Annotated in this window: 18 protein-coding genes; 8 read left to right on the top strand and 10 right to left on the bottom strand. The window is 66.9% G+C overall.

Annotation, left to right across the window (positions count from 1 at the left end; genetic code table 11):
- The first annotated feature begins 130 nt into the window (after positions 1-130).
- A complete protein-coding gene (locus AB4Y73_RS09190; RefSeq protein ID WP_441871116.1) occupies positions 131-1,171 on the top strand; it encodes an NAD(P)-dependent alcohol dehydrogenase in 1,041 nt (346 codons plus the stop codon).
- A 20-nt stretch (positions 1,172-1,191) separates the two neighbouring features.
- Here AB4Y73_RS09190 and AB4Y73_RS09185 read toward each other — a convergent pair whose 3' ends face one another.
- The 4 genes from AB4Y73_RS09185 to AB4Y73_RS09170 all read right to left on the bottom strand — a co-directional run bounded on the left by AB4Y73_RS09185 (position 1,192) and on the right by AB4Y73_RS09170 (position 5,352).
- Positions 1,192-2,391 carry a cytochrome P450 gene (locus AB4Y73_RS09185; protein ID WP_441871115.1) on the bottom strand — a complete coding sequence of 400 codons (1,200 nt, stop codon included), beginning with the start codon at positions 2,389-2,391 and terminating at the stop codon, positions 1,192-1,194.
- 45 nt (positions 2,392-2,436) lie between these two features.
- On the bottom strand, positions 2,437-3,402 hold the full coding sequence (locus AB4Y73_RS09180) for a PDR/VanB family oxidoreductase (protein WP_441871114.1): 966 nt from the start codon (positions 3,400-3,402) through the stop codon (positions 2,437-2,439).
- A gap of 165 nt (positions 3,403-3,567) precedes the next feature.
- Complete coding sequence (locus AB4Y73_RS09175) at positions 3,568-4,407, bottom strand: IclR family transcriptional regulator (RefSeq protein WP_441871113.1); 840 nt, start codon at positions 4,405-4,407, stop codon at positions 3,568-3,570.
- 144 nt (positions 4,408-4,551) lie between these two features.
- On the bottom strand, positions 4,552-5,352 hold the full coding sequence (locus AB4Y73_RS09170; protein ID WP_441871112.1) for an SDR family oxidoreductase: 801 nt from the start codon (positions 5,350-5,352) through the stop codon (positions 4,552-4,554).
- Between the two features lie 158 nt (positions 5,353-5,510).
- Here AB4Y73_RS09170 and AB4Y73_RS09165 point away from each other — a divergent pair, with 158 nt between their 5' ends.
- From AB4Y73_RS09165 to AB4Y73_RS09140, 6 genes are all read left to right on the top strand, one after another.
- Positions 5,511-6,890 (top strand): aldehyde dehydrogenase family protein, encoded by a 1,380-nt coding sequence (locus tag AB4Y73_RS09165; protein WP_441871111.1) that lies wholly within the window; start codon positions 5,511-5,513, stop codon positions 6,888-6,890.
- A 28-nt stretch (positions 6,891-6,918) separates the two neighbouring features.
- Positions 6,919-7,845, top strand: a complete 927-nt coding sequence (locus AB4Y73_RS09160) for an MBL fold metallo-hydrolase (protein ID WP_441871110.1) — start codon at positions 6,919-6,921, stop codon at positions 7,843-7,845.
- Positions 7,846-7,888: 43 nt separating this feature from the next.
- Positions 7,889-9,175, top strand: a complete 1,287-nt coding sequence (locus tag AB4Y73_RS09155) for an MFS transporter (protein WP_441871109.1) — start codon at positions 7,889-7,891, stop codon at positions 9,173-9,175.
- A gap of 95 nt (positions 9,176-9,270) precedes the next feature.
- The gene (locus tag AB4Y73_RS09150) at positions 9,271-10,692 is read left to right on the top strand and encodes an MFS transporter (RefSeq protein WP_441871108.1); all 1,422 of its coding nucleotides are present in this window, start codon (positions 9,271-9,273) and stop codon (positions 10,690-10,692) included.
- A gap of 100 nt (positions 10,693-10,792) precedes the next feature.
- On the top strand, positions 10,793-11,191 hold the full coding sequence (locus tag AB4Y73_RS09145) for a YidH family protein (RefSeq protein WP_441871107.1): 399 nt from the start codon (positions 10,793-10,795) through the stop codon (positions 11,189-11,191).
- Positions 11,192-11,193: 2 nt separating this feature from the next.
- The gene (locus AB4Y73_RS09140) at positions 11,194-11,541 is read left to right on the top strand and encodes a DUF202 domain-containing protein (protein ID WP_441871106.1); all 348 of its coding nucleotides are present in this window, start codon (positions 11,194-11,196) and stop codon (positions 11,539-11,541) included.
- Positions 11,542-11,600: 59 nt separating this feature from the next.
- Here AB4Y73_RS09140 and AB4Y73_RS09135 read toward each other — a convergent pair whose 3' ends face one another.
- Complete coding sequence (locus AB4Y73_RS09135; RefSeq protein ID WP_441871105.1) at positions 11,601-12,395, bottom strand: IclR family transcriptional regulator; 795 nt, start codon at positions 12,393-12,395, stop codon at positions 11,601-11,603.
- A gap of 48 nt (positions 12,396-12,443) precedes the next feature.
- Positions 12,444-13,166, bottom strand: coding sequence for an HD domain-containing protein (locus AB4Y73_RS09130; protein ID WP_441871104.1), 723 nt, complete (start codon positions 13,164-13,166; stop codon positions 12,444-12,446).
- A gap of 234 nt (positions 13,167-13,400) precedes the next feature.
- On the opposite strand from AB4Y73_RS09130, the gene AB4Y73_RS09125 reads away from it, so the two are divergent.
- A complete protein-coding gene (locus AB4Y73_RS09125) occupies positions 13,401-13,622 on the top strand; it encodes a hypothetical protein (RefSeq protein ID WP_441871103.1) in 222 nt (73 codons plus the stop codon).
- An 84-nt stretch (positions 13,623-13,706) separates the two neighbouring features.
- Here the strand turns inward: AB4Y73_RS09125 and AB4Y73_RS09120 are convergent, their stop codons facing one another.
- The 4 genes from AB4Y73_RS09120 to AB4Y73_RS09105 form a co-directional block, all read right to left on the bottom strand.
- Positions 13,707-15,467, bottom strand: coding sequence for an ATP-binding protein (locus AB4Y73_RS09120; protein ID WP_441871190.1), 1,761 nt, complete (start codon positions 15,465-15,467; stop codon positions 13,707-13,709).
- Entirely contained in the window at positions 15,467-17,155 is a 1,689-nt protein-coding gene (locus tag AB4Y73_RS09115; RefSeq protein ID WP_441871102.1) for a carboxyltransferase domain-containing protein, read from the bottom strand. Before AB4Y73_RS09115 ends, AB4Y73_RS09120 begins: the two co-directional genes overlap by 1 nt.
- Positions 17,156-17,174: 19 nt before the next feature.
- Positions 17,175-18,524, bottom strand: coding sequence for an MFS transporter (locus AB4Y73_RS09110; protein ID WP_441871101.1), 1,350 nt, complete (start codon positions 18,522-18,524; stop codon positions 17,175-17,177).
- A gap of 86 nt (positions 18,525-18,610) precedes the next feature.
- The gene (locus AB4Y73_RS09105) at positions 18,611-19,369 is read right to left on the bottom strand and encodes a LamB/YcsF family protein (protein ID WP_441871100.1); all 759 of its coding nucleotides are present in this window, start codon (positions 19,367-19,369) and stop codon (positions 18,611-18,613) included.
- Positions 19,370-19,376 lie beyond the last annotated feature (7 nt).

The raw sequence follows: 19,376 nt of genomic DNA, 5'->3' as shown, positions 1-19,376 counted from the left end.
AAGGCAGGGTCTCCCTCAGAACTGCAGGATGCGCTTTGATGGAATAGTGCCCGTGCGGTGCCACCCACCCACGGCCAAGAACTTCAGCAGCTTCCATCCACGCTGTCTGCCCCTCTCAATAGGAGAAATATTGCTTATCGCTAATGCCTACGCCGCCCCGTCCGCTGACGGAGATCTCGTCCCCACCACCATCGAACGCCGCGACGTCGGCCCGCACGATGTACTGATCGAGATCAAGTTCGCCGGCATCTGCCACTCGGACATCCACACAGTCCGCGGCGACTGGGGACCCGTGCAGTACCCGCTGGTTCCGGGCCACGAGATCGCCGGCATCGTCACCGAGGTCGGCTCTGACGTCACCAAGCACTCCGTCGGCGACCGCGTCGGCGTCGGCTGTATGGTCAACTCCTGCGGCGAATGCGTCAACTGCCAGAAGGGCGAGGAGCAGTACTGCCTCAAGGGCAACACCGGCACTTACGGCGCGGTGGACCGCGACGGCACCATCACCCAGGGCGGTTACTCCACCCACGTCGTCGTCACGGAAGACTTCGTGGTCACCATCCCCGAAGGCATTGAGCTCGACGCCGCCGCTCCCCTTTTGTGCGCAGGCATCACCACGTACTCTCCCTTGCGGCACTGGGGTGCAGGTCCCGGGAAGAAGGTCGCCGTCGTCGGCCTCGGCGGACTCGGCCACATGGCCGTCAAGCTCGCCCACGCCATGGGCGCGGAGGTCACCGTGCTTTCGCAGTCGCTCAAAAAGCAGGAGGACGGGCTCAAACTTGGCGCGGACCACTACTACGCCACCAGCGACGAGACCACCTTCACGGACCTGGCCGGCAGCTTCGACCTGATCATCAACACCGTCAGCGCCTCGATCGACATCAGCTCGTACCTGCAGCTGCTGACCCTCGACGGCGCCCTGGTCAACGTTGGCGCACCGGCTGAGCCGCTCCCCGTGAACGCGTTCGCACTCATCGGTGGCCGCCGCTCCTTCGCCGGTTCCATGATTGGCGGCATCCGCGAGACCCAGGAGATGCTCGACTTCTGCGCCGAGCATCACCTCGGCGCCGAGATCGAGGTCATCCCGGCAAGCAAGATCAACGAGGCCTACGAACGCGTCCTGGCCTCGGACGTCCGCTACCGCTTTGTGATCGACACCGCCACGCTCTAAAACGGCGCGGCCCGTGTGGGCTACGCGGCCGTGATCCGCACCGGCAGGGACTCGAACCCGCGGAGCACGTTGTGCAGGATCGGCACCGGCGCGCCGTCCGGCTCGATGGTGGCAACCCGCTGGAGCAGCTGCTGCAGCACGATTTCCATTTCGAGCCGGGCGATGGGCTGTCCCACGCACTGGTGCAGGCCCATGCCGAACGCGACGTGGCCCGACGCATTGCGATTGAGATCGAAGTCATCGGCGTTCTCGCCCCACTTGCGCGGGTCACGGTTCGCGGCCCCGAGGAACACCAGAACCTTGGCGCCCGCGGGCAGGCGCACACCGCTCAGGACAGTGTCCACGGCGACGGTCCGGTGGAACTTCTGGAACGGCGATTCCAGGCGCAGCGCCTCGTCAACGGCAAATTTCGCCATCTTCGGATTCTCGCGCAGCTTGGCCCAGGCCTCCGGGTAGCGTGCCAGCACCGAGAGCGTGTTGCCGATGCCGAATATGGTGGTGTCCACCCCGGCGGACAGCAGGGCGCGGACCAGCAGCGTGGCCTGCTGCCCGGTGATCAGGCCGTCTTCCACGCGCTTCCAGATCTGGGCGCCGAAGCCGACGTCGTCCAGGTTTTCGCGCTGGCAGTTCCGCATCACGGCGGCAGCGTGCTCATCGCCTTGGGCGAAAGCCTGCTTGAAGATGTAATTTTCCGGGCCGAAGGCGTTGAACACCATGTTGCCGTAGGGCAGTAGATGTTCACGGCCGACGTCGGGAATCCCCACCGCGTCCGGGAAGACACGCAAGGGGTACTTTTCGGCGAGGTCCGTGATGGCGTCGAAGGTCTTTCGGCGCGCCAGCTGCTCGGTCAATTCCACAGCGGGTGGCGTGAATGGCTCCCGAAGGGCGCGGACTGCACTGGGGTTGATGACGCCGGTCAGCGCCCGGCGCATCACGGTGTGGATGGGCGGATCCGATTCGAGGATGCTGGGCGGGCGCCAGCCCGAGTCCTTGCGGATGTCCCGTGGGCCCAGCCCACCGGAGGAAATGTAGGTCTCGAAGTCGGTCAGGACCTCATAGACCTCCTGGTAGCCGGCCACCGCGTAGCTGCCGGTGCTCTCCAGATAGGAGACGGCGCCGGCATCACGGAGCCGCCCCAGGAAGGGGTAGGGATCCAGGAGGTTAGCTGTGTCGAAGGGGTCCTCGCCCAACACGTTGGCTTCATGGGTGGTGACGGTCATGGGAAACACTCCTGGTGAGGAAAGCTCGGGTGGATAGATGGCAGGCTAGAGATCCAGGACAAGGCGCGGGCAACCGGCAGCGGCGCGTGAGACGCAAACCAGCATGACCTCGCCGGCTTCACGGTCCTCTTCCGACAGCACAGCGTCGCGGTGCTCCGGCTCACCCGAAATGATCTGCGTTTCGCAGGTGCCGCACAGTCCCCCGCGGCAGGAGGACAGGACGCGGACGCCCACCTCCTCCACGGCTTCGAGGATGGTCTTGTCGTTGGGCACGGTCACGGTAGTCCCGGTCCGGGCCAGCTCCACCTCGAACGGGGCGTTGGCCGCGGCGGCACCCAGCGTGGAGGCCACAAAACGTTCCGTGTGCAGGGCACCCGGGGGCCAGCCCATGCAGCGTTCTTCGATGGCGCCGAGCAGGCCGCAGGGGCCGCACGCGTAGACCAGCATGTGTGCCCGGGGCATGCCCAGGATCTGGTCAAGATCCAGCCGGCCTACCTCATCCTCGGCGATGATCCGGACCCGGTCCGGGCCGTACCGATCCTCCAACTGCTGGGCGAAGGCCATGGTGTTCCGGCTTCGGCCACCGTAAATCAGGGTCCATTCCTTGCCGGCGGCCTCGGCCGCCTCAAGCATCGGAATGATCGGCGTGATGCCGATGCCGCCGGCGATGAACAGGTAGCGCCGCGATTCACGCATGGGGAAGTTGTTCCGGGGTTCGGAGATGGTCAGCGGTGTGCCGGCCAGCAGCGCGTGCACTGCTTTTGATCCGCCACGGGAATCCGGCACGTGCAGCACACCGATGCGCAGGTGGTCCAGCTCATCCGGCGAGGAACACAGGGAGTACTGGCGCACCAGGCCGTCGCCCACATGGACATCGATGTGTGCGCCGGGCTGCCAGGGCTGGAACGGCTGACCGTCGGCCCGCCTCAGCACCAGGGAGACCACCTGGTCCGCCGCGACGTCCACCTGGTCGACGACGGCGTCGATGGTGGCTCCTGCAGATGCACTCATGGGGTTCTTCACTTCCTTTGGAACGGCGTGCCTGCCAAGCAGGCTTCGGCCGGAGATCCGGCCGCTTTAAGGGCTTACTTGAGGTTAGGTGTTCCACGCCACAGGCGGTGCGCTGCTTTCCATCCAACGGAAAGACTGACTCATCACCGGTGCGAGGGGCCAGACCTACTGTGGCAGATGCTCCACACCCAGCCGTCGGGCGATTCCCCGCGCGGCGATGTTAAGCACCGGGACCACGCTGCCCACCGGTGCGGGACGGCCGCGGGTGACGATGCCCAGCGCCGCCACGACCTGCTTATTCGGCAGAAACACCGGGACGGCCAGGCCGTAGTTGTCAGGCCCGGCCTCCTCTTCCGTGGTGGCGTAGCCATTGGCCCGCACCCGTTCGATCTCGGCGGCCAGCAGTCCAGGGTGGGTGATGGTCCGGGGCGTGTGCGGCTCCAGCCGCTGGACAGCGGAGGAAAACAGGTCCTTGGCCCCATAGGCGAGCATGATTTTGCCCGCAGCACTTGCGTGCAGGGGCAGGCGTGCGCCCACGCGCCGGAACGGCTGGCCCGCGCCGGTCCCGGACATCCGCTCCACCAGCAGGACCTCTTCGCCGTCCAGAATGAACAGATTGACCACGTTGTGGGTGACAAAAAGGACGTCCTGCATAAACGGAGCAGCCACCTCCGCGATGTTCTGCTGCGCCGGCGCCAGCAGGCCCAGCCGCCAGATCCGCTGGCCCACGCGGTATTCGGCGTTCACCTTTTCCAGGCCGCCCCACGCCACCAACTCACCGGCCAGGCGGTGGGCAGTGGCCACCGGCAGTCCTGCACGCCGGGCCATGGAGCTGAGGCTTTGGACCGAGTGCTCGGTATCGAAGGTGCCCAACAGCGCCAGGGCGCGTGAGGTGACACTGGCCGCCTGGTGGGGGGCAGCACCGCTGTCGCCTCCCGGACGCTTGGGGACGGCTGTCGTACCCGGGCGCCGGGTGGTCCGGCCTGCCGGGGCAGCGTTTGCCATGGGTCACCCTTCTGAGTGCTGGAGAGCGCTGCACGTAACGCAGCGCTGCGTCCTGCCATTTTAGGCCCGACGCCGGTGCCCCCTGGCGCGAAAGGCGAGGCACCGGCGTCGGACATTAATGCATCCGCCGTTGGACGGCGCCGTTCAGCCGGCCACTGCGGCGAGCCCGGAGCCGCGGTAGGCTCCCAGGCCGCCGTCCACGCGGATATCCGAACCGTTCACCCAGCCCGATTCGGGGCGGAGCAGGAAGTCGATGACGGGGGCGATGTCGTCCGGGTCGCCGAAGCGGCCCAGCAGGGCGCCTGCGCCCTCCACCTTGTCGCGGCCGTGGTCTTTCTTGAAGTCCTCGAGGATGGGTGTGGCCACGGGTCCCGGGCTGACACTGTTGACGCGGATGCGCCGCGGCAGCAGCTCGGCGGCCAGGTGCTCGGTGAGGACCCGGACGCACTGCTTGGAGAAGAGGTAGGACTCGCCGGTGATCTCCTCGTCGCTGGCTACGGCCTCCAGCGCGGCAGCTTCATCATCGGCGAGCGCGAAAGCGGAGCACTTCGCCTTGACCTCCCGCCAGTTCACGGCAACGCTGGAGGCGAGGTTCACTACGGCGGCGCCCTCGACGAACAGAGGGGCAAGCGCCCGGACCAGCCCGCGGACGCCGAAGACGTTGACGGCCAGCACGGTCCGCCACGGGGCGGTGCCGGGGACCCCGGCAATGTTCGCCAGTCCCGCGATGCCATTCGGTGCCGCGGCCGCCACTGCTGTTGCAGCAGCATCGATGCCGTGCCGGCTGGAAAGGTCTGCCTGGACGAAGGTGCCGCTGAAATCCGCTGGCGGGTTACGGTCAATGCCGATCAGCGGCACCCCGCGGCTGGCGAGGATTTGGGCCGTCCTGGCCCCGATACCGGAGGAAACACCGGTGAGTACGATGGGCAGTTGCTCGTGGGACATGCAGACTCCTCGTTAGTGCGTGACGTGCTTCACTCCATAGTGGCAACCGGACACAACTCCTCCGCCTGCGCTTTCCGTTGGATGGAAAGGCCGGCCACGGATGTGACCGGTGCCATGACACTGGGATAAGAAATCCCTCCCGGCCGAAAGGACAAACCATGACGGCAGCCCAGTACGAGGTCCATGACCCGGCCACTCTCGAGCTCATTGGACACGCCCCGGAAAACACGGCAGAGGACGTTGAGCGCGCTGTTGCGGCCGCCCGCACCGCCTCACTTGGCTGGGCCGCGGACCGGGAAGCGCGCCGCACCGCCCTCCGCGCAGGCGCCTCGCTGATCCGTCGCGATCTTGATGCGCTGGCCACGCTGCTCTCCCGGGAACAGGGCAAGCCCAAGGCCGAGGCCGCAGGTGAGTTCTCCGTGGCCGCCAGCCTTTTCGAATACTATGCGGACCTCGACTGGGACGAAGCCCAGCAACTCACCCCGCGGGCCGACCGCAGCCTCGAGGTCCAGTACCGGCCTGTGGGAATCGTCGGCACCATCACCCCGTGGAATTTTCCCATCTCACTGCTGTGCGTGAAACTCGCCCCTGCCCTGGTGTCCGGCTGCACGGTGATCGCCAAACCCTCACCGTCCACGCCCCTGTCCACCATTGCGCTGGTGAATCTCCTCAACGAGGTCCTCCCGGCGGGCGTGCTGCAGGCCCGCACCAGTTCGCGGCGGACCGTAAATGTTGCCCTGAGCACCTCACCCGGAATCCGCAAGATCTCCTTTACGGGTTCCACGGAGGTGGGCATCTCCATCGCCCAGCAGGCTGCCTCAACCGTCAAGCGCGTCACCATGGAACTGGGCGGTAACGATCCTGCCATCGTCCTGGACGACGCGGACATCGCTGTCACGGCCCGCGGCATCGTAGGCAGCGCCTTCCGCAACGCCGGCCAGGTCTGCATGGCGGTCAAACGCGTGTACGTCCCGCGCAGCCGCAGCGCGGAACTGGCTGAGGCCATAGCCGCCGAGGCGGCCCGCCATGTGCTGGGCCACGGCATCGCCGACGGCACCACCATGGGCCCGATGCACAACGAGTCCCAGCTCAAACTGGTCCACGGCCTGGTCGATTCCGCCGTTGGCGAAGGCGCCCGCATCCTTACCGGCGGCAACCCCGGCTGCGACCTGCCCGGCTACTTCCTCTCCCCCACCGTGGTGATCGACGCCGAGCCGGGCATGGACCTGGTGGAACAGGAACAGTTCGGGGCGGCCCTGCCCATCGTGGCGTACGACAGCCTGGAGGACACCATCGCCGGACTGAACGCCGGGGAGTTCGGGCTGGGCGCATCCGTCTGGAGCCCGGACCAGGAGCGGGCCTACGCCACCGCATCACGCATCGAGGCCGGAACGGTCTGGGTCAACCAGCACACCCAGGTGGAACCTGACGCCCCGTTTGGCGGCTGGAAAGCGTCCGGCGTCGGCCGTGAGCGCGGCCGCTGGGGGCTGGAGGAATACCTGGAAACCCGCGTCATCAATGCCCGTCCCCACTCCTGACCCCGCAAATTTTGCAAAGGACTTTCCCGTGAGCGTCGAACTGATCACTCTTGGCACCGCCGCCGGCCCGGCCATCCGCGGACCGGAAAACGGCATCTCCAGCGCACTGGTGGTGGGCGATGCCTTCTACATGGTGGACTTCGGCCTCGGCTGCTCCCGCGCCGCCCACGAGGCCGGACTAAGGGGCAAGGATTTTGTGGCGGGTTTTGTCACCCACCTGCACTCGGACCACGTAGTGGAACTTCCCGGCTTCCTCCTGTGGAACTGGGGGAACCCGGTTGAGGGCTTCACCCGCCCCGTCTCCATCGTCGGCCCGGGCAAGGATGCCACCCGCGCCGGGGGCAGCGGGCTCTCGGGCACAGCTGAGCTAGTGTCCCACTCGCTGAAAGCCTTCTCCTACGACATCGACATCCGCGTCCATGATGAGGCGCGCCCGGACTTGGCGGCATTGGTCCGCACTGTGGACCTGGCCACGCCCGCACATAAGTCGCCGGAGGCGGCCAGGCCCTTTGACGTCTACGAGGATGACCGGGTCAAGGTCACCGGCATCCTGGTGGAGCACCCGCCCGTGCGGCCTGCCTTGGCGTTCCGCTTCGAGACCGACGCCGGCTCCGTGGTGTTTTCCGGCGACACGGCCGAATGCGACGCGATGGTTGTGCTCGCTCAAGGAGCGGACGTCCTGGTACATGAAGCCGTCAACCTGGACTTCTACGCAGGCAGGGGTTTCGCACCGGAATTCCTGAACCACCAGCGGATCGCCCACACCCCGCCGGAGGGAGCCGGCCGGGTTGCCGCCGCCGCCGGCGTTGGCCGCCTGGTCCTCTCCCACCTTGCCGGCCGGGCAGAGCCGCAGTGGTGGCGCGGCCGTGCCTCCTCAACCTTCGATGGCCCGGTAGACGTAGCCGTCAGCGGCCAGCGCTTCCGCATCGACAGCCCCGTCCTGGCCTCCGCCTAAGACGAAACTGGGAACCGCCCCTCACCTGCAGCAAGGATCAGTTTTGGCACTGCCGTCGGACACCACAACAATCGATGACACAAAGACGACGACGGACGGGGCCTGGCTTGCCGTCCTCGCGGCGGGCATCGCGGCGGCCATGCACATCTGGAAACTTCCGGCCGCCCTGGCCGGCGTCCAGGCGGATCTTGGCACCTCCCTGGTACAGGCAGGGCTGCTGCTCGGGATCATCCAGCTGGCCAGCGTGGCAGGAGGCCTGGCCACGGCCGTGGGCGGTGAAATGGCCGGCCTACGCCGGCTCCTCATCTCCGGACTCGTACTGCTCAGCGCTGCCTCCGCCCTCGGCGCGGTCGCACCCAGCACCGAATGGCTGATGGCCGCGCGCACGCTGGAGGGCGTTGGTTTCTTGCTGGCCGTCGTCGTCGCACCTGGCCTCATCCGCAAAGTGGCCCCGCCCCAGCGGTTGAACGTTGCCCTGGCAAGCTGGGCCACGTTCCAGGGAACGGCCACGCTGATTGCCTTGTCCGCGGGTGCCTTGTTCCTGCAGGTCGCCGGCTGGCGCGAATGGTGGCTGGTGATGGCTGTCCTGACGCTGCTCCCGGTGCCGCTGCTGCTCCGCCGGGTGCCCAAGGACGTGGCCCCCGCCGAGGCCGGGCTCAGCTCGGCACTCCGCAGGGTGGGCCGGACCATCGCCACGCGCAGGCCCTGGATCATCGGGATGGTGTTCGCCTGCTACACGGCGCAGTGGATGGCGGTCCTGGGGTTCCTGCCGTCAATTTACAGGTCAGCCGGGCTCGACGGTCCGTGGCCGGGCATCCTCAGTGCCATGGTAGGAGGGGTGAACGCAATCGGGGCCCTCAGCGCCGGACCATTGATCCAGCGCGGCCTGTCTGAGCGAAAGATCATTTTTTGGACCTTCCTGTCGATGTCCGCCGCGTCCGTGGCCACGTTCGCCGTCGGCTGGGAAAGCGTCGGAAGCGGAATCCTTTTTCAGTTTGCCCTCATCGCGGTGTTTTCCGCTGTCGGCGGCCTGATCCCTGCCGCCGTGACCAGTTACTCGGTGCGCATCGCACCCGCGGACGGTTCTGTTACCGCCGTGCTGGGCCTCACGCAGCAGATCTTTAATGTGGGAAACTTCCTGGGGCCGATGTTGTTCGCCTTTCTCGCCACCGCCACCGGCGGCTGGGGCACCACCTGGTGGCTGACATGTGGATTGAGCACTGCGGGGATGGCCCTGCTGGCCTTCCTGGGACGGCCTGACGGCGGGAGCATTGGGAGTGTGCGACGCTCCCAAAAGTGGCTTTCCGCCCAACGGAAAGTTCAAATGTAAGGCCGGTCACACGGGCCTAGAGTCGAGGAAACGCCGGCGAAACCGGCAAATACTCCCCTTCAACGATTGGGCAAACCGTGTCTGAAACTCCCCACATGACGCCGGGCTCCGCGACCTCCCGCGATCCCCGGACCTGGTCCCGGGCCAAGCGCAACCGCTACGGCTGGTTCATGACGTTCAGCCTGCTTTTCCTGATGATGCTCAGCTGGGCGGACAAAGCGGTCCTGGGCATCGCGGCCGTCCCCCTGATGAAACAGCTGGGCATCACGCCCGAACAGTTTGGTCTGGTGGGCAGTGCCATGTTCCTGACCTTCGGCGTGGCCCAGATCGTTGCTGCCCCCATCGCCAACAAGATATCCAGCAAGTGGATCCTGCTGGTCCTGTGCCTGCTGTGGTCCGTGGCGCAGGTTCCCATCCTGCTGTTCGCCTCGCTGCCCGCACTCTGGGCAAGCCGCCTGCTGCTCGGTGCCGGCGAGGGCCCGCTGGCACCGGTCCTGATGCACGGCATTTACAAGTGGTTCCCCGCAAAGAAGGGCGCCACCCCTGCCGCGCTGGCGTCTTCCGGCGTGACCTTGGGCATTGTGGCTTTCGCTCCGGTTTTGGCCTGGGTAATCGGTCAATTCGGCTGGCAGACGGCGTTCGCAGTGCTGGCCACTGTGGGACTGGTCTGGTCCATCTTCTGGTTCATAGTGGGCAAAGAAGGCCCTTACACGAGCCGGAAGGCCGAACAGGAACTTGACGGCATCGCCCCGGAAGAGACACCTGTAGTGGCCGAAGCCAAGGTCAGCTACTGGCGCACCATCCTGTCCCCCAGCTGGATCTTCGCCGTCCTGGCGTCCTTCTTCGGCTACTGGACCTTCACTCTGGCTATGTCCTGGGGCCCGGCATACTTCCAGAACGTCCTCGGCTTCAGCGGTCAACAGGCCGGCACCATGATCGCCCTTCCCGCAGCCTGGGGCACTATCGCCACTGTGGGCCTGAGCGCCCTGACCCAGCGACTGCACCTGAAGGGCGTTCCCACCAGAAAAGCCCGCGGCTGGGTACTCGGTGCCGCCGGAACCTTCGCCGGCGCCTGCCTTGTAGGGGCAACGATGACAACCTCCCCCATCCTGTCCATCGCCCTTATGGTCTTCGGCTTCGGCACGGCACCTGCACTCTTCGCCATCACCTACCTGGTGGTGGCAGAACTGACCACCATCGGCCAGCGAGGCGCCAACCTCTCCATCGCCAACGCTGTCCTCACCACAGGCGGCGTGTTCGCACCGGCAGTGTCCGGATTCCTGATCGGCGGAGCAGCCACCCCCGCAGACGGCTACCGTGCGGCGTTCGCCCTGGCCGGAGGGCTCATGTTGACGTTCGGCATCCTGGCCCTCGTGTTCGTCAACCAGCAGCGCGACCGCCGTCGGCTCGGCCTGGACGTAGCCGCCGGCTTCTCGCTCGAGGCACCCACACCCGTTGCTACCGGCTCAGCCATCGAAGCGGTGCCTGCGTCGATAGAGGCAGGCACCAAGGCCTAAGGCCCTACGGTCCAGAAGGCAGCGAGCGGAGGCGGCAAACTGCGGCCTCCGCTCTGGCGTGGGCTGCAAAAACACACGAACGACTTGGAAGGAACCATTCGTGCAGGATCTCAAATCCCACAGCGGCGGTGGACGAACCGGCTTCTCCGACCGCCTCCTGCGTGGTGGCATCGAGCCGGACCCGCGGTTTACCTTGGCCAACGAACGCACGTTCCTGGCCTGGATCCGCACCTCGTTGGCACTGCTTGCTGGTGGTGTTGCCGTGGAAGCCTTCATGGACGATTTTTTCGCCCCCGAACTGCGCAAGACGGTTGCCGTCCTGCTGCTGGTTCTCGCTCTCCTCATCGGGGGCGGCTCCTACTTCCGCTGGCTGAATATAGAACGCTCCATGCGCCGCAAAGCACCACTTCCGGTGCCATGGATTGCCCCGGTGCTAGCAATCGGCGGCGCCCTCGTCGCAGCCACCATGGTGGTATTCGTGCTGGTCCGCCCTGTCTGACCGTGCCTGCACAACAAGAGAGGCTAAGCCACGGCGACCCCGGACTCCAGCCGGAACGCACAGACCTGGCGTGGGGACGCACTACCCTGTCCCTGGCAGTCGCAGCCGCCGTCTTCCTTCGCTGGATGCCGCACCATGGCTGGTTCGTGGCCACGCTCGTAGCGGCCTCCGCCGTGACGGCCCTGGCTGTCAACTTCACTCGCAGGCGGAGATTTCACCGCGCCATCAACGGCATCAAGCATGAAGCAATGAGGCCCGACGTCGCTTCGATCGCCGCCGTAGCGGCCAGCGTCATCGTCCTTGCCGGTTTGGGAATCTTCACCGTCTTGTTCATCCCTGTTGAGCAATGAGCCGAACCGGAAGAGCCGCGCATGGCTTCATGCCGCCATTCCGGGCACCGCACCCACTGTCAGGCCCGCGCCCCGCGGTGCACGCCGATCAGCGTCTCCAGCGGGATCCGCGCCGTGGCCCGTTCGATCTGGGCCGAGATCCCCTTGAGGACAGGAAGGTGCCGGGTCATGGTGGAGGCGTGCGACGTCGGCAGCACCAGGCCGAGGCCGGCGCCGATCCGGCCCGTGTGGAACACCGGGACGGCGATGGAACAGGAGCCCAGCCGCACCTCCTCCAAGGTGGTGGCGTAGCCCTGCGCCCGGATCTGGGTCAGCTCCTCGGCGAACTTCCGGGGGTCGATGTGGGTGTGCGCGGTGGGCCGTTCGAGGTCGCGGTTCAGGTAGGCATCGCGGACCCAGTCGTCCTCGAACGCCAGGATGACCTTCCCGACTGCGGTCGCGTGCATCGGGAGGCGGCCGCCTACGCGGGAAGCCCGGGGCACACGTTTCGAGCCGTACACCCGGTCAATGTAGAGGACTTCGTGCCCGGCCCGGATCGCCAGGTGCGCGGTCTCACCGGTTAAGGAGAACAGGTCCTGCACGTAGGGCTGGGCCGCGTCCCGCAGTTGGCGTCCGGTGTTCTGGGCGAGCTCCCACAGCCGGATGCCCAGCTGGTAGCGCCCGTTTGGCTCGCGCGAGAGAAAGCCCCAGTCCGTCAGCTCGTTGACCAGCCGGTGCGTTGTACTGAGCGGCAACCCGGATTTCTCGGCAATGTCAGTCAAGCTCAGGGCGCCGCGGGAGGTCTCAAAAGCCTCCAGGATGGCTAGCACCTTGGACGTCACGGTGCGTCCGGGCTCACGGCTGCCGCCGGCCATGGTGACCTCCTCGTTTCCGGACGCGCCTGTCAGTGTCCGGATTCGAGTCTAGATGGGTGTGGAACTGTCGTCCCCGTTGCTGTCCCCGCCGGCGGTGAGCAGCCGTTGGCGCTGCGGCCACTCCGTGACCGATTCCAGGGCGGACAGCGCCCGCGCCATAGCCTTCGCCTCGTCCGTGAACAGGTAGCCGTGCACACGTTGGCTGCACAGCCGGAGCGCCTGCCCACGGTCCAGGCCGAACCAGTCCATCACCGTGTCGATGCCGTGCGGGCTGAGCCGCCAGGTTTTGTCGGCGTCCTTGACGATGGAGTCCTCGATGGACAGCGCGTCGCGGCGGGAATCGTGGCCGTCGATGATCTCCAGAATCGCCGGGATCTTTGTGTCGTCATAGCCGCACTTTCTGAGAATTTCGGCGGCCAGCCGCGCGCCCTCTTTCTCATGCAGCAGCACGAGGTCCGGCCGGCCGCCTCCGGGCGCGATCGCCTGCAGGACTTCCGACGGCGGCACCTGGGACCAGCCGATATCGTGCAGCATGATCGCAGGAAGTACGACGGCGGCGTCCGCTTCCGGGTGTGCGTCCAGTAGTGCGCTGGCCAGCCCGAAGGCGTAAAGAGTGTGGGCGTCATTGTTGCGCACGTGAAGCAAAGGGGCTGCGAGTTCCCACAGGGCAGCGAGATCGGGAGCCAGTGCAATCACTCCGTCCGGCTCCGCCTCGATGGCCGCCGAGACATCCTGCCCAAAGTGGTTGGCCGCTGCCTGCAACTTCGTCATGCTGCAACCTTGTTCCGTGGCGGGGTGTGGTGGCAACTAAAAGCTCCCACTCAGCGGAATCCGTCTGCCTGCAACGCGCCAGCTGCAAAAAATCATTCCGAAAACCTCCACGCGCGCCAATGCCTGAGATAGCGTAGCCACTATGGCGCCAGGGCACTCTGGGCGCCATCGCAATCCGAAGCTGTGTAGCCCACGGATAGTCGACTGTAAGGTTCGTTCGAGCAAAGGATGATGATGGCCGTTTCAATTGAGCTAGGCAAGAAACTCGACAAGGACTACGAGGGCAAGAGCCTGAAGGAAATTCTTGCCGCCCCGCCGTCCGCGCTGGCCGGCCTGACAGAGAAGCACGACGAAATTCTCGCGGGAATGGGCATCAAGAACGTCCGCGACCTCGGCAGCAACAAATACTTTGCCTTGGCAGGCGTCCTCGTGGCCCTGTCCAACCACACCGACTAAGGCTTTCAAAGAATCACCAGGAGTCCGGCCGGAACATGCTTTCCGGCCGGACTTTCCTGTTCGCGGAACCGCCTCCCGCGCCACTTAACCGATCAGCGCCAGCACGGCCCCCGCACCCACGACACCGCCGGCTTGAACCTGTATCCCGCCAAGCTTCCCGCCGCGGTGCGCGGCCACCTGGGTTTCCATCTTCATCGCTTCAAGAACGACGACGGGATCCCCCGCCGCCACCTCGGCCCCCGGTTCGACCAGCCACTTCACCACGGTGCCGGCCATGTCCGCGCGCAGCTCGCCTGGATCGGCGGCACCTGCCGGAGCGCCGCCGTCGTGCTCCCCCGCAAAGGAAACCCCCGCCGGAACGCCAGCACCGGACCGCGCCCAGCCATCCAACAGGGAAGCAGGAAGCCCGACGGCGAGGCGCCGGCCATCGACATCAACGGTGATGGTCCGCCGGGCACCGTCCGGAACGGACGTGCCGAACTCCGGATCCGCGGCGATGGAATCGGCGAAGTCCGTCTCGATCCAACGGGTGTGAATGCCCAGCGCAGTTTCGGAGGTGAAGTCCGGCGCCTGGACCACGGCACGGTGGAAAGGCAGGACGGTGGCCACACCGGTGATCTCCATTTCGGCAAGGGCTCGGCGGGCCCGGCGGAGCGCCTGCTGCCGGTTGGCGCCGGTGACGATCAGCTTGGCCAGCAGCGAATCGAACTGGGGCGCCACAATGGACCCGGAACGGACCCCGGAGTCCAGCCGGACGCCAGGACCGGTCGGTCCGCTGAACGTGGCGATGGTCCCGGGCGAGGGCAGGAAGCCGCGGCCCACGTCCTCAGCATTGAGCCGGAATTCGAACGAATGGCCCCGCGGCTCGGGATCCGCGGTGAAATGCAGCGGCTCGCCTGCGGCGATTCGGAGCTGCTCCTGGACCAGGTCCACGCCGGTGGTCTCCTCCGTGATGGGGTGCTCCACCTGCAGGCGCGTGTTCACCTCGAGGAACGCGACGGTGCCATCGGCGGCCACCAGGAATTCGACTGTCCCGGCGCCCGCATATGAGGCTTCGCGGCATACTGCCTTGGCGGCGTCGTAAATTTGGCGGGTCTGAGCCTCCGTCAGGAAGGGTGCAGGCGCCTCTTCCACGAGCTTCTGGTGCCGGCGCTGCAGCGAGCAGTCGCGCGTTCCCACCACCACCACGTTGCCGTGCTGGTCGGCCAGGACCTGCGCCTCAACGTGCCGGGGCCGGTCCAGGTACCGCTCCACAAAGCATTCGCCGCGGCCGAAGGCCACCACGGCTTCGCGGACTGCCGAGTCGAAGGACTCCTCGATCTGGTCCATCTCCCGGACCACCTTCAGCCCGCGCCCGCCGCCGCCGAAGGCCGCCTTGATGGCGATGGGCAGGCCATGTTCCTCGGCAAACGCGCGCGCTTCGGCGGCAGAAGCCACCGGGCCGTCGCTTCCTGCCACCAGGGGGGCGCCGGCGCGGACGGCGATCTCACGGGCCGTGATCTTGTTGCCCAGCTGCCGGATCGCCTCCGGGCTGGGCCCGATCCAGGTCAGGCCGGCATCCAGGACCGCCTGGGCGAACCCGGCGTTCTCGGACAGGAAGCCGTAGCCGGGGTGCACGGCATCCGCCCCGGATTCCGCCGCCACCCGCAGCAGGTTGGGGATGTTGAGGTAGGTTTCCGACGGCGCATTGCCGCCCAGGCTGTATGCCTCGGTGGCGGCGCCAACGTGCATGGCGTCGGCATCCACGTCGGCGTAGACGGCCACAGATTCGAGCCCGGCGTCCTCGCAGGCGCGGGCGATGCGGACGGCGATTTCTCCGCGGTTGGCGATCAGGACCTTGCGCATCAATGGCTCACTTTGTGTTCGGTAGCGTCGGGTGAATCGGGGGAAGTGTTGGCGGGCAGCCCGTAGCCGGGAGCCCAGCGGAACCGGATGGAGCCGCCGATGGGAATCTGCGCGGCGAGGTCCAATTGGTGGTCCACCACCACGCCGATCACGGGATAGCCTCCGGTGATCGGATGGTCTGCCTGGAACAGCACGGGCTGGCCTTCCGGCGGAATCTGGAGCGCGCCGGCAACGGTTCCCTCACTGGCCAGCTCCCCGTCCCGGCTCCGGCTCAGCGGCTCGCCGTTCAGGCGCATGCCCACGCGGTTCGAGCGCGGCGTCACCAGCCAGTCCTGGCCGCACAGGGATTCAAGCGCGGCGGCGTCGAACCAGTCACTGCGCGGCCCGGGAACGATGTCCAGAACGGTGACGCCTGCATCCGGGAACTCGGGCTGCAGCTCGGGACTGCCCACCACGTTGGAGGAAGTGGCTACGCCTGCGCCCAGCAGCTGCCCGGCGGCCAGCGGGGCCGGTCCGATCCCGGACATGGTGTCCGTGGACCGGCTGCCCAGCACGGCCTCGGCTTCCGCTCCCCCACGGATGGCGAGGTAGCTGCGGAAGCCTCGCTCGGGCGCCCCGACCGTCAGGATCTCGCCGTCCAGCAGGGCGAACGGGGTGGCCATGGGCACCTCGCGCACCTCGTTCTCGGTATCGCCTTCCTCCGTGTCTACTTCCTCGGGAAGGTCCGACGGCGTTACAACGGTCAGTGCCGATGGCGCTCCGGTTACTGCCAGCACCTGGTCGCCCACGGCCTGCACGCGCAGCCCGCCGGCAACGGTTTCGACGACGGCGGCATTGGGTTGGTTGCCCACGATCCGGTTCGCGCGGCGCACGGAGGATTGGTCCAGGGCCCCGGCGGCGGACACCCCAAGGCCGGAGTGGCCGGGGCGGCCCAGGTCCTGGATCAGGCTCTGCAGTCCCGGGGCGAGAATCCGCAGGCCGGACTGAACGCCAGCGCCTGCGCTTTCAACCGGGAAAGCGGTCTCCGCAATCTCCACGAGTTCCCGCACTGCCCGGAACTGCACGCGGTCGCCGGGCGCGGCCAAGGCGGGCTGCTCCCGGCTGAGGTCCCACATGTGGGCGGCGGTGCGGCCGATCAGCTGCCAGCCGCCCGGGGATTTCCGCGGATACACGGCCGAATAGTTGCCGGCCAGCGCCACCGATCCGGCGGGGACGGCGGTCCGCGGTGAGCTCCGGCGCGGGACTTCGAGCGCCTGGTTCTCCCCCACCATGTAGCCGAAACCCGGCGCGAAGCCGCCGAAGGCAACGGTCCAGACCTGACCTGTGTGGGCGGCCACCACTCCCTCTGCCCCCAGGCCGGTGAGGCGCCCTACTTCGGCGAGGTCTTCGCCGTCGTACACGGTATCAATGGTGACCAGCTTCCCCTCCGCATGCGACTGGACGGTCAGGTCCAGCTCCAGCACAAGCGAAGCAATCCGGCGCGCGGCAGCGGGCGAGTCCGCCTTGACCATCACCGTTTCGGCGGCGGCCAAGACGTCCACCTGGCCGGGCAGCGGCTGCTCCAGCAGGAGGGCCTGCAGTGCGAGCACATCGTGGAGCCCGGAGAGTTCGGCGAGCACCGCCGTCGTACCTACCTGCCGGACGGCGAGCACGCGGGCTGCCGTGGCGGGATTACTGACTGTTTCCATGGGGATTAGGCCGCGCCGCTCAGGCGTGGCTGCCCTGGGCGTCGTTGTGGAGCAGGCGGAGGTCCGCTTCCGGCTGCGGGTCGCGGCCCAGGCGCATGCCCACGATGGTGATGATCGCGGTCAGTGCGATGTACCCGGCGATCAGGTACCAGCCGCCGTTCGCCGCGCCGTAGAGCGCGGTGAAGATCAGCGGGGCCACGGCACCGCCGATCACGCCGGCCAGGGTGTAGGCCAGCGAACTGCCCGCGTAGCGGAGGCGGGCCGGGAACTGTTCGGTGATGAAGGCCGCCTGCGGACCGTACATAAAGGCGTGCAGGGCCAGGCCGATCACCACGCCGATGGTCAGCATCAGCACGGATTTGCCCGCGATCATCAGGAAGAACAGCGGAATGTAGAGGGCGGTGGCCGCGGCGGCAATGCCGTAGACCCAGCGGCGGTTGAAGCGGTCCGTGAGGGCGCCGGCGGCGGGGATCAGGAAGAGCTGGAACGCGGAGCCGACGAGGATGGCGGCCAGCACGTTGCCGGTGGTCATGCCCAGTTCCTTGGTGGCGTAGACGGCAACGAACACGGTGAACAACGCGTAAAGGACGTCCGGGCAGAGGCGGGAGAGGGCGGCGGCGATCAGGGCCTTGGGTTCGGTGGTGAAGACTTCCTTGATGGGCGCTTTGGGACGCTCGCCGTGGGCCTGGATGGCCTTGAATACCGGGGTTTCTTCCAGCCTGAGGCGGATCAGCAGGCCAAAGCCCACCAGGATGGCCGAGGCGAGGAAGGCCACGCGCCAACCCCAGGACAGGAAAGCTTCGTTGCTGAGCGAGGCTGCCAGGATGGCCAGCACGCCGTTGGCCATCAGGTTGCCGGCGGGCGGGCCGATCTGGGCTGCGGAGGACCAGAAGCCGCGCTTGTTGGGGTCGCCGAATTCGCTGGACAGCAGCACGGCACCGCCCCATTCGCCGCCGACGCCGATGCCCTGGGCGAGGCGCAGCAGCACCAGGATGACGGGGGCCGCGACTCCGATCACGGAGTAGTCGGGCAGCGCACCGATGAGGACGGTGGCGAGGCCGATTAGCACCAGGGTGAACACCAGGACGTACTTGCGGCCCACCTTGTCGCCCAGGCGGCCGAAGATCACGCCGCCGATCGGACGGGCCAGGTAGCCCACCGCGAAGGCCGAGAAGGACAGGAGGAGGCCCACAAACTCGTCGTTCGAGGGGAAGAAGATCTTGGGGAAGACGAGGGCCGAGGCCACCGAGTAGATGGCGAAGTCGTAGTACTCGAGCGAGGTGCCGGTGAGGCTGGCGACGTACGCCTTGAGGGCGCCGCGCGGCGGCTTCCTTGCCGCCGTCTTGGCTGCCTTGTTTGTGCTGGTCATGAGTTCCTCCGGGGTGAGGGTGGTGCGGGGTGAGGGTGGTGCGGGGGCCGGGTGCGGGGTGAGGGTGGTGCGGGGGCCGGAACGGGCTAGACGAACGCGCCGATGCTGACACCGGCGTCGCCGAGAGCGGACTTCACTGCGGTGGCCATTGCCACGGCCCCGGGTGAGTCACCATGCACGCAGATGCTTTCTGCGCGGATTTTCAGGATGGAACCGTCGATTGTCCTGACGGAACCCTCGGTTGCCATCCTTAATACATGCTCCGCCACTTCGGCGGGGTCGTGAAGTACTGCGCCCGGATGTGAGCGGGAGACGAGCGTTCCGTCCGGGTTGTAGGCGCGGTCCGCGAAGGCTTCGGACACTGCCCGCAGTCCGGCCTGTTCTGCAAGCCGCAGGACTTCGGAGCCGGGCAGGCCCATGATCGGCAGGCTGGAGTCAACCGCTTTCACGGCGTCGACCACGGCCTGTGCCTGGGCGGTGTGCGTGACAATCGCGTTGTAGAGGCCGCCGTGCGGCTTCACGTACTGGACCTTCGTTCCTTCGGAAGCGGCCAAGGCCTGCAGCGCCCCGATCTGGTAGATGACGTCATCGGCCAGTTCGGTGGGGCTGACGTCCAGGAAGCGGCGGCCGAAGCCGGCGAGGTCGCGGTAGCCGACGTGCGCGCCGATGACGACGCCGGCAGCGGCCGCCTCGCGGCAGGTCCGGCGGATGACGCTGGGATCACCGGCATGGAATCCGCAGGCCACGTTGGCGCTCGAAACCGAGCGGAACATCGCCGCGTCATCGCCCAGGGTCCAGCGGCCGAAGGACTCGCCGACGTCGCTGTTCAGGTCGATAGTTGTCATTTGTGAT

It is taken from the genome of Pseudarthrobacter sp. TAF60_1 (assembly GCF_052113505.1).
GTDB lineage: Bacteria > Actinomycetota > Actinomycetes > Actinomycetales > Micrococcaceae > Arthrobacter.
The sequence above is the reverse complement of the archived record's forward strand: the minus strand, read 5'-3'. Positions and strand labels throughout refer to the sequence as shown.